Origin of the sequence: Paraflavitalea devenefica, assembly GCF_011759375.1 — a bacterium.
GTDB classification, from domain to species: Bacteria; Bacteroidota; Bacteroidia; order Chitinophagales; family Chitinophagaceae; genus Paraflavitalea; species Paraflavitalea devenefica.
Map to the genome: position 1 here is coordinate 176,136 of NZ_JAARML010000009.1, position 14,944 is coordinate 191,079.

Below are 14,944 nucleotides of genomic sequence, written 5' to 3' on the forward strand. Positions count from 1 at the left end.
ATCAATATGTTTGTTATGCCCCTTTCATCCACAGCGCAATAGCCCCGGTTACCAGTAGGTTAAGCAGCACCAACGGCAACAACACTTTCCAGCCATACGCTATTAACTGATCATACCGCGGACGGGGCAGTGAAGCCCGCAGCAACACGAACACGCCTATGAAAAAGAAGGTCTTCAGCGTAAACCATACCAGCGGTGGCAGGAACGCAAGTCCCAGCCATCCTCCGAAAAACAGGGTTACCGTCATAGCCGAGATGAGTGTGATACCCAGGTATTCACCAATAAAGAACATCCCGAATTTCATACCTGAGTATTCTGCATGGTAGCCTGCAATGAGCTCACTTTCCGCTTCCGGAATATCAAAAGGCAGGCGATGCGTTTCTGCTACGCCGGCAATGAAGAAGATGATAAAGCCCAGCGGCTGGGTAACAATAAACCACATATCCTGCTGTGCTGCTACAATGGCCCCAAGGTTGAAAGAACCGGTGAGCATCACCACGCCCATCAGTGACAAACCCATGAATACTTCATAGGCGATCATTTGCGAGGCACCGCGCAAGGCTCCCAGCAGGGAATATTTATTGTTGGACGCCCAGCCACCCAGCACAATGCTGTACACACCTAATGAGGACATGGCCAGGAAGAAGAGCAATCCAATGTTCAGATCGCTGACTACAATGCCGGGCGCAAAAGGAATGATGACAAAGCTCAAGAGTACACTGCCTACCACAATGGCCGGCGCCATAACAAATACCCATTTATCTGCAAAAGGCGGTATCCAGTCTTCCTTGAAAAATAGTTTCAACGTATCGGCCAGCACAATAAAAAGCCCCAGGGGCCCTGCACGGTTAGGTCCCAGCCTGTCCTGCCATAGTCCCAGCAGCCGGCGCTCCACCCATATCAGCCCGGCGGCGATGTTGAGCAGTACGAACAATACGCCCAATACGATCCATATGTGTTGCATCACGGTCATGATGATTCTTTTAAGACACCTTACAGCAAAGCCGGAGGCTTTGAAATAGCCGTCACCAGCCAGAGGCTGGCGACTGAGCGACCCACCCTTCGGTAGTATTTTAATTAAAGAACTTTTTCAAATTTTAGAACCTCTATATTAACCCGGGTGCCCCAACTCATTGTCGCCACTCCAGGCAAGCCTGCCGGCGCCAACACAATGCCATTACATAAGGCTTCGTCTATCTTTAGCGGAAGGGTAAGGAGGGTGCCATCTGCTTTTATTGAAACAGGAGCGCCGTCTACCGCTCCTAATTGTGCTGCATCCTGTTTCGACAAGCTGATATAGGGATCGGCGGACAGCTCCCGGAGCGCCCTGGTGTAACCACTTAATTCACTGGAGCCGAAAAGCTGGTACCGTGGCAGCAACAGCCATTTTTGCTGCAGGGCAATAAACACTTCCGGTATCTCCCTGAAGAAAACAGGTGCTATTCCTTTTTGCTCAAATAACCGGATGCCGGGATCTCCGCCCCGTAAAGCGCCGCCCGTTTCCTGCTGGTATTTGTTGACCGATTGTACAGAGTTCCAGCCGGGCGCCCAGAAGAACGGGATGAGGGGTGAAGGAGGCATTCCCTGGTATCCTTCCATGGTAAATGTGAGCGGCGAATCGTCATCCTGCAAGGGTTTGGGTTCACTCACCGCCAGGTTGGCCAGCATGGCCGTACGGCCACTGTAACGGTGTGGCTCACGGGGAATAGCTTCTCCATGTATCCGGAAATCATGCGGCGGCGCCACCTGCGCAATGCCTGCAAACTGCGGCATAGCCGTTTCCAGTTTTGCCAGCAATTCATCAGGATGATGCTCCTGTCCGTTCCCGCTTTCCGATTGCAATGCTTTCATTTGCCACAACCACTTCCAGCTTTCCCTGACCAGGTTATTGGTGGGCACAAATACCTGGCAAAAACGTTGGGCCCGACCTTCATTGTTTACCAGGGTCCCATCTCCTTCAGCAAAAGTAGCCGCCGGTATGAGGGTATGCGCTTTCTGTGTGGTAAGGTTATTCAGCGAATCCAATGCAATGATGTATTTGCAGTGACTGAGGAATGTATCTGCTTTATGAGCCGGTATATGGCGATAGATATCATTTTCCAGGATGATGGCTGTGATATCCTGTTCCCGTTTCACTCTTCCGGCGGCACGTTCAAAGGAGGGCGCCTGCATCATGGCCAATCCCATGCTATTGCATTCCGGCAATACATAAGAAAGAGCGGCCTTTCTTTCTCCTGTATGGAGTGCCGCTGCAATGTTAAAGGCTGCACGCAGCAGTGCCTCATTACAACTGGAAGTACCGCTGATAATAACCGGCTGCCGGGCTTGTTGCAAGGCGGCAGCAATGTCTTTTGCTTTTTGTGCTGTTTCTTCGCTTATACCAGGCACGGAAGGCAGGGATGGATTAAGCAGGTGAGCAATGGCAAAGCCCAGCCTGGCTATATCATCCGGCGCACACCGTTGTGTAGTGGCGGCTATTTCATCCAGTGGAGAGGGAAGGATGGTACAGTTGGCCAGGAAACCTTTGTTCTCCTGCACTTTTTCCTTTACGGCCGCATCATTCCAGGCAGGTATTGCTATTTGTTGTGCTGCCTCCGCGGCAGCAGTTTTCATCACCGCCTGGCGAACAGCCAGCGCCATGATGGGCGCTGTATTCCAAACGTCTTCTCCCAATATCAATACGGCATCTGCCTGATCAATGTCTTTCAACGAGGCGCTGCGCACAGCACCCGATTGTAATATATCCACTACTTTTTTCTGAAGGAATGCTTCATCTTCTGCCACTCCCTGGTAGAAGTTATCCTTGCCCACCAGTTGCATCAGGGAAAAGTTACTTTCCACCGAAGCGCGCGGCGAACCGATGCCAATGAGTTTATGATGGGCGATTGTATTTCTCAGGTGCGCCATTAAGGTTGTTTCATCTACCGCTTCCACAGCGCGGTTACGAATGATGGGTTGTGTGATGCGGTTCTCACTATTGACAAATTCATATCCATACCGGCCTTTATCGCATAAGAAATAGCCATTTACTTCGCTGTTAAAGCGATTCACCACACTGCGCAGCTTTCCATACCGCTCGCCAACGATGGTATTACATCCCAGGCTGCAGTGCTGGCAAACAGAAGGAGCGGTAGTAAGGTCCCACTTACGGGTATAGTGCTCCTTCAATGTCTTATCGGTGAATACACCGGTGGGGCAAACTTCTGCCAGGTTACCACTGAACGGACTTTCCAAAATCCCCTCTTTTTCCCTCCCAAAGTAAACATGGTGGTGTGCTGCAAATACGTTCAGGTCGTTGCCACCGGCATAATCGTGGTAGAACCGCACACAACGGTAGCATTGTATGCAACGGTTCATTTCATGATGAATGAGCGGCCCGAGGTATTGATTGCGGTAAGTACGCTTTTTGAACTCGTAACGCCGGTAATCATGCCCTGTCATCACGGTCATATCCTGCAGGTGACAGCTACCTCCTTCGTCGCATACCGGGCAATCGTGCGGGTGGTTGGTCATGAGCCATTCAATGACCTGCTTCCGGAAAGCTTTGGCCGTTTGGTCTTCAATAGACAGGCGCATGCCTTCTTTCACTGTTTCCATGCAGCTCATCACCAGGCGGCCATGGGTGTCCTGTTCGTCTTTGAACAATTTAACCGCACACTGCCTGCAGGCGCCTACACTTCCCAGGGCAGGATGCCAGCAGAAGTAAGGCAGGTCGAAGCCCAGGCTCAAAGCGGCCTCCAGCAGGTTTTTACCGGCTTTTACTTCATATGGTTTGTTATGTATATAAATGGTGGGCATATCGTTACTGGTGATTGGCGTAAGGACATCGCTTTTCGTGTATATGTTTTTCAAAATCCTCCCTGAAGTATTTCAGGGCGCTCTGCAAAGGCTCCATAGCTCCGGGCGCTAATGCACAAAAGGTGTGCCCCGGCCCAAGAAACTGTGCGTGCATGTGCAGCAACTCCATATCTGCTTCACTTCCCTCCCCCTTTTCAAGAGAGAGTAATATTTTTTCTACCCAGGGAAGTCCCTCCCGGCAAGGCGTGCACCAGCCGCAGCTTTCCTGTGCAAAAAAGTGTTGCAGGTTGTGAACAAACCCAACCGGGCAGGTAGCATCATCCATCACGATCATGGTACCGGTACCCAGGCGGCTGCCCGCTGCTGCCACAGATGCAAAATCCATTTTGATATCGAGGTGCTCTGCCGTTAAGAAATCGGTAGAAGCGCCGCCTGGCAGCACTCCTTTTAGCTGTACCCCATCCTGCATGCCACCGGCATGCTCCTCGATGAGCTCCCGCATGGTAACACCCATGGGTAGTTCCCAGCACCCGGGGCGTTTTACTTTTCCGCTAACGCCATAGAGTTTGGTACCTCCATCTTCACTATGACTTAAACCTTTAAACCAGTCGGCCCCGTTGTTCACAATGTGTGGCACACAACAAAAGGTTTCTACATTGTTTACGATGGTAGGCTTACCAAATAATCCACTCACTTGCGGAAAAGGTGGCTTGGCCCTTGGTGTGGCCCGTTTACCTTCCAGTGCATTTAATAATGCGGTTTCTTCCCCGCACATGTAACGGCCAACGCCGGTATGCAAATGCATGTCCAAATTATAGCCGCTACCGAGTATATTCTTTCCGAGGTAACCTGCTGCATAGGCTTCATCAATGCTTTTACGGATGACTTGTGCCGCCTTCCGGTAAGCCCACCGCAAAAAGACGTAGGAAATATTGGCCTGTATAGCATAGCCTGCCAGGATCATTCCTTCAATAAGCTGATGTGGGTTGCCTTCCAGTAACACGCGGTCCTTAAAGGTGCCCGGCTCCATTTCATCGGCATTGGCAATAAGGTATCTAACCTGAGGTACGCCATTTCCCATGGGAACAAAACTCCATTTCATGCCTGTGTTGAAACCGGCGCCACCCCGGCCTTTCAGGTTACTATCCTGTACCAGTTTCTGTACTTCCTGCGGTGTCATCCCTTTCAGGGCTTTGCGTACAGCGGCATAACCACCTACCTGCTCATATGCTGCCAGGCTAAGCGGGGAACCATTGGGATCAATATGTTGCGTTAACGGACGCTCCATGGTATTTTATTTCAGATCAAATACCCTTCGACAGGCTCAGGGTGACTGCTTAACTAAACGACATTGGCCATCAGGCATATTTGTTTAAAATTTCTTCCAGCTCTCCTTCCTTCACATCCTGGTACAGGTCTTCATCTATCATGAATGCCGGTGCATGATCGCAGCAGCCCAGGCAACAATTGGGCAGCAGCGTGAACCGTTTATCAGGTGTTGTTTCACCGAACTTTATGGATATTTTTTTGCTCAAGGCGCTGTATAGTTCTTTATACCCCATCACATAACACGAAATACTATCGCACAAGAGGATCACATGCCGGCCAACAGGTTTACGGAAAATGAGGTTGTAGAAAGTAGCCACACTGTCTACTTCAGCCGGACTCATTTCGAGGTAACCGGCAATGGCTTCCACACTTTCATCACTAACCCAGCCGCGGTGCTGCTGCACGATCTTTAACGCCTCAATGACTGCTGCCTTTTTATACGGCACCAGGGCTATTTCGTGATCAATGGATTGTATTTCATTTTCTGTCAAACTCATGTATATCGTTTTCAATTTTTCCAATTACCGGTCAATATCTGCCAGCACAAAATCCACACTACCCAGGATAGAAAGCAGGTCTGCTACGGTATAGCCCTTACTGATGTAAGGAACCATCTGCATGTGCGGAAATGACGGAGTCCTTATCCGCACCCGGTAGGCTGCTGTATTGCCATCACTCACCAGGTAATAACTGTTGGCTCCCTTGGTGGCTTCAATGCAGCTCATGGCCTCTCCGGGCGGGATCACCGGTCCCCAGCTCACATTCAGGAAGTGGGTGATCAGTGTTTCAATGTCCTGCATGGTATGTTTCTTCAGGGGCGGTGTGGTGAGGGGATGATCGGCCTTGTAATTTCCTGCGGGCATGTTATTGAGGCACTGCTCCACGATACGCAGACTTTGCCGCATTTCTTCTACGCGCACCAGGGAGCGGTCGAAGCAATCACCGTTTTGTGCAATGGGAATCTCAAAGTCGAACATTTCATACCCTGAGTAGGGACGCTTTTTGCGGAAGTCCCATTCAAAACCACAGGCTCTCAAACCAGGACCTGTTACACCCCATTCAATGGCTTCCTCCAGCGTGTAGATACCAATGCCTTTGGTGCGGGCTTTGAACAGGCGGTTACGAATGACCATGTTGTTGTACTCACGCAGTTTTGCAGGGAAATAATCAACAAAGTAACGAACCAGTTTATCCCATCCATTGGGCAGGTCCTGTGCTACCCCACCAATGCGGAACCAGTTGGGGTGCATACGGCCACCGCAGATCGCTTCAATGATGTCGAAGATCTTTTCACGGTCGGTAAACATGTAGAATACTGGTGATAGCTGGCCCAGGTCCTGTGCAAAGGTGCCAAACCAAACGAGGTGACTGTTGATGCGGAATAATTCGCACAACATCACCCGTATCACTTTCACCCGGTCTGGCACTTCAATACCTGCCAGTTTTTCTACTGCCAGTAAATAAGCGAGATTATTCATGACCCCGCCTAAGTAATCTACCCGGTCTGTGTAGGGAATATAAGTGTGCCAGCTTTGCCGCTCTCCCATCTTTTCTGCGCCGCGGTGATGGAAGCCGATCTCCGGCACGGCATCTACAATGTCTTCACCATCCAGTTGCAGAATGATGCGCAGTACACCGTGTGTACCGGGGTGCTGCGGACCGATGTTCAGGAACATGAAATCAGCATCCTCACTTTCCCTTTGCATGCCCCACTCTTCGGGCTTAAACCGCAATGCCTCCATTTCAATATCCTGTTTTTCATCCCACAACTTAAATGGCCCCATTTCTGTGGCCCTTGCCGGATGTTCTTTGCGGAGCGGATGACCTTGCCAGGTCAATGGCATCAGGATCCTTTGCAGGTGTGGGTGACCGTCGAAGCGGATGCCAAACATGTCGTACACTTCCCGTTCATACCAGTTGGCGTTTTTGAAAAGGGAAGTGATAGAGGGCAGCGAAGGATACTCCCCCAGCAACGGCACTTTCAGCCGGATGAAACTATTTTGTTCAAATGAAAACAGGTGATATACCACTGTGAAGTCTGCATGGGTAGCAGCTACGCCGTTTCTCTTTGTCTTGTCGCGTTCATCAATCCCGCACAGGTCGTACAAGAGAGGGAAAGATTGTGGAATGTCCCACTTGAGGTATTGAATAACAGGCACTACTTTGTCCTTTGATACCCATATAGTGGGTACCTCATCAACAGTTTGCTGCTGGTATAAGATGTCAGCGCCAAAGCTGTGTTGCAGATGCTGGAATATGTGATTCGCATCCGGCATATTTTACTATCCCCCTTCCGGGGTAATTTGGTTTCCTACACTTCGTCCACTCCTTTGAAGTTCACCATGTTCATTCGCTCTTCCCGTTTTTTCTCCTTCATAGAAGTAAGGTTTGGTTTAATCACGCCCTGTTCACCAATCATCCAGCTCAGGGGGCGTCTTTCTTTGCTCACTGCATCACCCAGTAACATTAGTCCCTGCATGAAAGCATCGGGTCTTGGCGGGCAGCCCGGTACATATACATCTACCGGTAAAAACTTGTCTACCCCTTGCACCACGCTATAGATATCGTACATACCTCCGCTGTTGGCACAGCTTCCCATTGAGATCACCCAACGGGGTTCCATCATCTGTTCGTGCAGCCTTTTGATAATAGGGACCATTTTAATAAAAACGGTTCCTGCTATTACCATAACATCTGCTTCGCGTGGTGTGCCCCTGATCACTTCTGCTCCAAACCGGGCCACATCATACTTACTGGTAATGCTGGTGGCCATTTCCACAAAACAACAGCTCAACCCAAAATGAAAAGGCCACATAGAGTTCTTACGTCCCCAGGCCACCAGGTCCTGTACTGTAGTCAGCATAATACTTCTGCTGACAGCTTCTTCCATGCTGCCATTGCCCGACATGTTACCAATGGGATCCTCTGCTTTACTTAACCACCATTTCATGCTTACTGTATTACAAATTTTCAAATTGCAGCATCCGCCACTCTTTCCATTTTCTGCTATCCTTTCAGACCTTTCGCCATGGTCTTCCTTTTATATACTTTCAATATTTCGTTTGCATCAGCGCCAATATCCAGGGCTCCTATCCCCCATTCGTAGATGAGTACGACTACCAATTGGCCTATGAATATCGCTGCTCCTACATAGCCGGCCCAACCCAACTCATAAAATCCCAATGCCCAGAGCATAATGAATACGGCTTCCACATCAAAGATTACAAACAACATAGCCACTAAATAGAATTGTGCGGAGAAGCGAAGGCGGGCAGAGCCTGTTTGTTCTATGCCACCTTCATAGGGCTTGCCGGTATCACGGTCGCGGTGATGCTGACCAAGTATGTATGACAGGAAGAGTATCGCTGCCAGCAATACCACTACTATACTTGCGTACAACAGCAATGGCCAAAGAGGAATGGTATGTATTTCATTTTCCGGCATGGCAATGACATTTCGTTAGATGGCGAATAGCCACCCTGCTCATTTTTTTAAATGCAGCTCAGTTCATCCGGCCAGGAAACACCTGTGCCTGTCTTAGTTTACAATTCCCTGTTGCTGGCTTCTAAAAAATGTAATGTTCCAGGTTCTCAATGATAAAGTCCTTCTCATTGATGACGTATTTCACTACGTCGCCAATCGAGATAAGGCCAACCAATTCACCCTTTTCCAATACAGGCAAGTGCCGGATGAACTTGTTGGTCATCAATTCCATGCATTCTTCGATCTTCGTGTCAGGAGTAACAGCAACCACCGAGTCGGTCATAATGTCCCGTACCGAGGTTTCTTTGGAGGAGCGTCCTTTCAGGATTACTTTGCGGGCGTAGTCTCGTTCTGTAAAAATTCCGTCCAATGTTCCATCTTTTTCCACAACTACAAGGGCGCCAAGGTTCTTTTCTTCTAAAACCTCGAGAGCTTCGTACACACAACTGTCTGCACTTACTGTATATACTACCCTGCCTTTTATTTGCAGGATATTTTGAACAGTACCCATTGTAAATGAATTTTAATGTTCATTTATAAATGAATTACAAGAACTAATTGTACTGTTAAGTTATTAATTTTTCATTGAACCAAAAAAGTAATTTACAGGATGCTGCGTTCAGGGTAACCTTGTTTTCCGGCACCACTACCAACTATCTGGCTTTCCGGAATGAGCCTGGCATAAGGCCCGGCAACACTGATTCTTCCGAACAAATAAGTAATTTTGAGTAGCAGTAAATGGAGCAAATTATGTGGTATCCTTCATTTCTTATCGGACTGTTTTTGCTCGTAATGCCATGGCAGGAAGACCCGTACACTGCCCAAAGAACAAAAATGGTTAAGCAGCAGATTGAGCGGAGAGGGGTAAAAGACACCGTAGTGCTGAAGGCCATGCGAACGGTAAAAAGACATGCATTTGTGCCTGCCAGCCAGGCCGGCAACGCCTATGAAGACCGCCCACTTCCCATCGGTTATGGCCAAACTATCTCCCAGCCCTATATAGTGGCCTACATGACTGAAGTAATTAAACCGCAATCCAATTTTAAAGTGCTGGAGATCGGAACAGGTTCCGGCTACCAGGCCGCCGTTCTTTCTGCAATCGTGAAAGAAGTATACACGATCGAGATCATTCCTGAATTGGGTAAGTCGGCCACTGAACAATTGAAAAAAGCGGATTGCAAAAACGTGCAGGTAAAAACAGGCGACGGTTATCACGGATGGAAAGAGCATGCTCCCTATGATGCTATTGTTGTGACTGCCGCTGCCGAATACATTCCGCCTCCGTTGATCAGTCAACTGAAGGAAGGAGGAAAGATGGTGATCCCGGTGGGTTCATCGTTTATGACACAAATGCTGATACTGGTAGAAAAGAAAAAAGATACAGCCACTACCAAAAGCCTGCTACCAGTAGCCTTTGTTCCGCTTACCAGGAAGAAGTGAATGAATTGAACATATGGTATACATAGCCATCAGAGGCCGGCTATTGTTATCGCTTGGGATGCTTTCTGCCGCCATCATTGCTTTCCAGTTGGCCCTCATGCAGGTATTATCCATCGTACAGTGGCATCATTTTGCCTATATGGTGATCTCGATGGCCTTGCTGGGCTTTGGCGCAGGGGGAACCCTATTGTCGCTTTTCAGGCAACGGTTATTAAAGCGTATCCATTGGCTGCTTCCTGTATTAATGATCAGTTGTGGTATTACCATGTCACTGGTGATCTATGTTTCGCAGTTTGCTTTTATCCGCTTTGATTCTTACCTGTTATTTGCCAACTATGCGCATATTGGCCGGCTGCTGCTTACTTACCTGTTGTTTTTCATTCCTTTTTTACTGGGAGCCCTTGCCATTGGCCTTATTTTCGATCACTATGTAGCCCTTATCGGGAAAGTTTATTTTGCGAACCTGCTGGGTTCCGCTGCCGGGGGATTATTGTTGCTGGCACTGCTCTATTTTTTGTTGCCGCACCGGTTACCGGCATTCATTTCATTCCTGCCGGTAATAGCCGGGACGATGATCATTCCTGTTGATCATGAAAGCAGCAGATTCAAAAACAAAGTAGCACTGTTCCTCTTTGCTTTCATTGCTTTTATCTCTTGCACAGGCTCAATAATTATTCCCCCACAACTGCAGCTATCTCAGTTTAAAGATATCAGTAAAGCATTGTTATTGCCCGATGCACGCATAAAGCTGGAAAAGGCAAGTCCTTACGGACCTATACAGGCTGTTACTTCGCCTGTATTGCGTTATGCGCCCGGGCTAAGCCTTTTGGCCAGTCAACCGGTGAATGCCAGCACGGCTGTTTTTATTAATGGCGACTGGGTGGGTGCAGTTACCGGCTCCAGCCAGCCGGATACAGCCTTTATATTGAATTATACCAGTTTTGATCTTCCTTACAGGATGGCTGACAGGAAAGATGTACTGGTGCTGCAAGCCGGCGCCGGTATAGCAGTAGCGCACGCACTCAGCCACCATGCCACCCAGGTTGTGGCCGTTGAGCCTAACGCCATCCTTGTTGCAGCTTTAAAGCATGAATTGGCAGCGGATAATGACTCCCTTTTTTATCAACCGGCAGTTACCGTACACACACAGGAGCCACGCAATTTCCTTTTTTCAGATACTACTCATTATGACCTGATCAGCTTGCCGGTTGCAGGCAGCTTTGGCGGGTCGGCCGGGTTGTATTCCCTGCATGAACAATTTATATTAACGAAAGAAGCGTTCTTATCCATGTGGCCCAGGCTCAAAGAAGGAGGCGCCATCAGCATCACCGCCTGGATGGATTATCCCGCCCGCAATCCGCTGAAATTATTGGCTACCCTGACAGAAGCACTGGAACAATTGAACATACGGCAACCACAGCATCATATTGCGGCAATCCGGAGTTGGGGCACCATCAGCTTTGTAGTAACGAAATCAGCTTTAACCGGAACGGAAATACGAAACATCCGGAATTTTTGTAACCAATGGCAATTTGATCCGGCTCTGCTCCCGGGCCTGCAACCAACAGAAAGGGCCCGCTATCATCAGTTACAGGACAGCAGTTTCTTTCAGAACATGGATCAACTTTTGTCTACCGGGAGAGACTCGTTATATGCAGATTACGATTTTAATATTCGACCAGCGATAGACAACAGCCCTTATTTCTCACAATTTATCCGCTGGAAAAGCCTGCCACGCCTCGCTGAATATTTTGGTAACCGCTCCATTCCTTTTTTTGAGATCGGATATGTATTGGTAGTGATCACACTGGTGCAGATTGCCCTGATTTCCTTTGTGCTTGTGCTACTACCTCTTTTCAAGCCGGGATGGAAGGATAAAAGCAAACCCGGCGTGTTGCTTTACTTTGGAGGCATCGGCCTTGGCTATATGTTTGTAGAAATGGTCTTCATCCAGCATTTCACCTTTTATTTCGGGCACCCGGTCTATGCCGCCGCTGCCGTGATCACAGCCTTATTGCTTTTTTCGGGTTTGGGCAGCTTTGTGTCGGGCCGTTTGGAGGGCAAAAGAAAACTCCTGCTGCTTGTGTTTACAGTGATCATTGTACTTCTTTTTATATATGCGGCTGTACTGATGCCTTTACTGCGGCAAACGGCTCAGTCGGGCCTGCCTGTAAAATTACTGATCGTTTTTTTATTGATGGCGCCGCTGGCATTTTGTATGGGCATTCCTTTTCCTGCAGGGTTGTCACAACTTGCCCGTACGCAGTCACCCGCCATACCCTGGGCCTGGGGGTTGAATGGTTGTATGTCGGTGATCAGCGCTGCGCTGGCCACGCTGATAGCAGTGGAAGCAGGATTTACCATGGTGATGTGGCTGGCCGCATTCGCTTATTGTCTTCCGCTGATCGTACTTATTTTTTACCTGATTTGATCTTTGGAGAATACCTGCCTGTCATTACCCTCAAAAACAAAAAGCCCATTGATGTGATCGCCCGGCTTTTAATAATCAGAAAGTTATACATTTTAAATATTTTCCAGAAAATTGAGAAAGTTTATATATTTTTATATCGACATGATCAATCCTGCCTATTAATAACCTCTTTGATCAAGCCAATTACCTACGTAAAGCTGATTGTAATCTTTAATCGACTTAGTTGCAAATGCCTGCATGCACCTAACTATGTAGGGCATCCGCTCAATAAACACTCTTATCCAAACACGCTTATCCAAACACTTCAGAGTCCAGTAGGTTCTTTATCTGTTTAAGTCATCGTGTAATCCTAATCTCTGTTGCTCAGGCATCTTGTTCTCAAATTTAAAAGACAGAGAACGGATAGCTGATCGAACAAATCAATACCGTTAATTCCAACCTGCCCCCAAAAACCTAAACTACCATTTATGCAGCTATCACGCTTGTTAGCAGCTACATTTGCTGTTATCTTTTGTCTGTTTACCAGCTCTTTTGCTTTTGGACAAGCAACTGTCACATCTGACCAACAGGATTATATGCCCCTTTCCACCGCTATTTTTACTGGCAGTGGTTTTAGCGCTTTCGAAACTGTTACTTTGAAAGTGAAAAACTTAAACCAGCCATGCAATACAGTAACCGTCGATTCATCCTATTTGCCATTTACAGTAGTTGCCGACGCAAATGGCGCATTTGTGACCAATTGGACGGTTTGTAATTGCCCGGGGGATTCTTTGCGCTTGAAAGCTCAGGGACAGACATCAGGCTTGATTGCATATGCTTATTTTACGGATGCAAATCTGAATTCAGTATCGGTAGGAGCCGCGTCCCAATCGGTGAACTATGGAACAGCAGCATTCGTTACTTATACAGTAGGTGTCAGGGCAACCGGAGGAGGATCAGGGCCTACCAACGTAACCTTAACTGCTACAGGTCTGCCTGTTGGAGTAACTTTTTCCTGGAGCAGTAGTTCACCGAATTTTGTAGCACCTAATATTATAAATTTTACTGCAGCAGCTACTATCGATGTTACACTTACAGTAGCTGTTCAAAATAATACAAATGTTCCGGCCTCCCCTTCCTTTACGGTGACTGCAACTGCAGGTGCAACTACCAGGTCGGGCAACGGCACTTTAACCATAAACCGTAAGACCGTTACAGGTAGTATAACAGCTTCTGATAAGGTTTATGATGGGAATGCAGCAGCTGCAATCAGCCTGCTTCCACTGACGGGCGTTTTATTTGGTGATGACGTATCGCTTTCCGGTGGCACAGCCACATTTGCAGATAAAAATATCGGTACTAAAACGGTTACTGCAACCGGGCTCACTTTAAGTGGGTCCAAAGCAGGTAATTATATCCTGAGCAGCACTACTGCCACTACAACGGCAACTATTACAGCAAAGCCACTCACCGCTGCCTTTACTATTGCTGACAAGCTTTATGATGGTGGTTCCACCGCCACTATTACTGACCGTCAACTGACCGGTGTAATAAGCGGTGAAGGGAATAAAGTGGACCTTACGGGTGGTGTAGCGACGTTTTCGGATAAGCATGTTGGAGCTGGCAAAACCGTTACTGTTACCAGTCCAATGAGCCTGACCGGCGCAAACTCCGGCAACTATGTTATCGGCACAATAGCTGCCGGCACAGCCAGTATTACTCCCCGGGGGTTGACTGTAACTGCCCAAACAGATAATCGTGTTTATAATGGCACAACGAGTTCAGCCGTGGCACCCATAGTAGCTTCATTGCAAACCGGGGATGTAATTGGTACTGCCCCGACACAGGTGTATGACACCAGGAATGTAGGCACAAACAAAACATTAACAGCTTCCGGTCTTGTAATCAACGATGGCAATGGGGGTAATAATTACACAGTTACCTATGCAACCAACACTGCCGGGGTGATCAGCGCCAGGGACATCCATGTAACAGCCCAACCCGACAACCGTATTTATAATGGTACAACAAGCTCAGCCGTTGCGCCAGTAGTAGACCCACTGCAAACCGGGGATGTAATTGGTACTGCCCCGACACAGGTATATGATACAAGGAATGTAGGAACAAACAAGTCCTTGATCGCAAGTGGCCTTATGATTAGTGATGGCAATAGCGGCAACAACTACAACATTCTTTACAGTCCGGACAATACCGGAGTAATCAGCGTCAGGGACATCCATGTAACGGCACAAACAGATAGTCGTATTTATAATGGTACAACGAGTTCAGCCGTTGCGCCGGTAGTAGATCCAGTGCAAACCGGGGATGCCATTGGTACTGCCCCGACACAAGTGTTTGATACAAGGAATGTAGGAACAAACAAGTCCTTGATCGCAAGTGGCCTTATGATTAATGATGGCAATAGCGGCAACAACTACAACATTCTTTACAGTCCGGACAATACCGGGGTAATCTCTGCCAGGG

Annotated in this window: 11 protein-coding genes; 3 read left to right on the forward strand and 8 right to left on the reverse strand. The window is 48.2% G+C overall.

All coding sequences use genetic code 11. From position 1 onward, the window contains the following. Positions 1-13: 13 nt before the first annotated feature. The 8 genes from nuoH to HB364_RS31860 form a co-directional block, all read right to left on the reverse strand. Positions 14-1,078, reverse strand: coding sequence for an NADH-quinone oxidoreductase subunit NuoH (gene nuoH / locus HB364_RS31825; RefSeq protein WP_317170734.1), 1,065 nt, complete (start codon positions 1,076-1,078; stop codon positions 14-16). After that, positions 1,078-3,852 carry an NADH-quinone oxidoreductase subunit NuoG gene (gene nuoG, locus HB364_RS31830; protein ID WP_246228674.1) on the reverse strand — a complete coding sequence of 925 codons (2,775 nt, stop codon included), beginning with the start codon at positions 3,850-3,852 and terminating at the stop codon, positions 1,078-1,080. Before nuoG ends, nuoH begins: the two co-directional genes overlap by 1 nt. Beyond that, positions 3,803-5,086, reverse strand: coding sequence for an NADH-quinone oxidoreductase subunit NuoF (gene nuoF, locus HB364_RS31835; RefSeq protein ID WP_167292495.1), 1,284 nt, complete (start codon positions 5,084-5,086; stop codon positions 3,803-3,805). Before nuoF ends, nuoG begins: the two co-directional genes overlap by 50 nt. A gap of 70 nt (positions 5,087-5,156) precedes the next feature. Continuing rightward, positions 5,157-5,624, reverse strand: coding sequence for an NADH-quinone oxidoreductase subunit NuoE (gene nuoE / locus HB364_RS31840; RefSeq protein ID WP_167292496.1), 468 nt, complete (start codon positions 5,622-5,624; stop codon positions 5,157-5,159). Between the two features lie 24 nt (positions 5,625-5,648). Beyond that, on the reverse strand, positions 5,649-7,403 hold the full coding sequence (gene nuoC / locus HB364_RS31845) for an NADH-quinone oxidoreductase subunit C/D (RefSeq protein ID WP_167292497.1): 1,755 nt from the start codon (positions 7,401-7,403) through the stop codon (positions 5,649-5,651). Positions 7,404-7,438: 35 nt separating this feature from the next. After that, on the reverse strand, positions 7,439-8,077 hold the full coding sequence (gene nuoB, locus HB364_RS31850; protein ID WP_167292498.1) for an NADH-quinone oxidoreductase subunit NuoB: 639 nt from the start codon (positions 8,075-8,077) through the stop codon (positions 7,439-7,441). A 56-nt stretch (positions 8,078-8,133) separates the two neighbouring features. Further along, entirely contained in the window at positions 8,134-8,571 is a 438-nt protein-coding gene (locus HB364_RS31855) for an NADH-quinone oxidoreductase subunit A (RefSeq protein WP_167292499.1), read from the reverse strand. A gap of 121 nt (positions 8,572-8,692) precedes the next feature. Next, complete coding sequence (locus HB364_RS31860) at positions 8,693-9,121, reverse strand: CBS domain-containing protein (protein ID WP_167292500.1); 429 nt, start codon at positions 9,119-9,121, stop codon at positions 8,693-8,695. 323 nt (positions 9,122-9,444) lie between these two features. On the opposite strand from HB364_RS31860, the gene HB364_RS31865 reads away from it, so the two are divergent. The 3 genes from HB364_RS31865 to HB364_RS31875 all read left to right on the forward strand — a co-directional run. Then, the gene (locus HB364_RS31865) at positions 9,445-10,050 is read left to right on the forward strand and encodes a protein-L-isoaspartate(D-aspartate) O-methyltransferase (RefSeq protein ID WP_208420168.1); all 606 of its coding nucleotides are present in this window, start codon (positions 9,445-9,447) and stop codon (positions 10,048-10,050) included. A 13-nt stretch (positions 10,051-10,063) separates the two neighbouring features. Continuing rightward, positions 10,064-12,481: a spermidine synthase-like protein gene (locus HB364_RS31870; protein WP_167292502.1), complete on the forward strand. Its 2,418-nt coding sequence runs from the start codon at positions 10,064-10,066 to the stop codon at positions 12,479-12,481. An 803-nt stretch (positions 12,482-13,284) separates the two neighbouring features. Next, positions 13,285-14,944: YDG domain-containing protein (locus HB364_RS31875; RefSeq protein WP_208420169.1), on the forward strand; the 1,660-nt coding region annotated here is incomplete at its 3' end.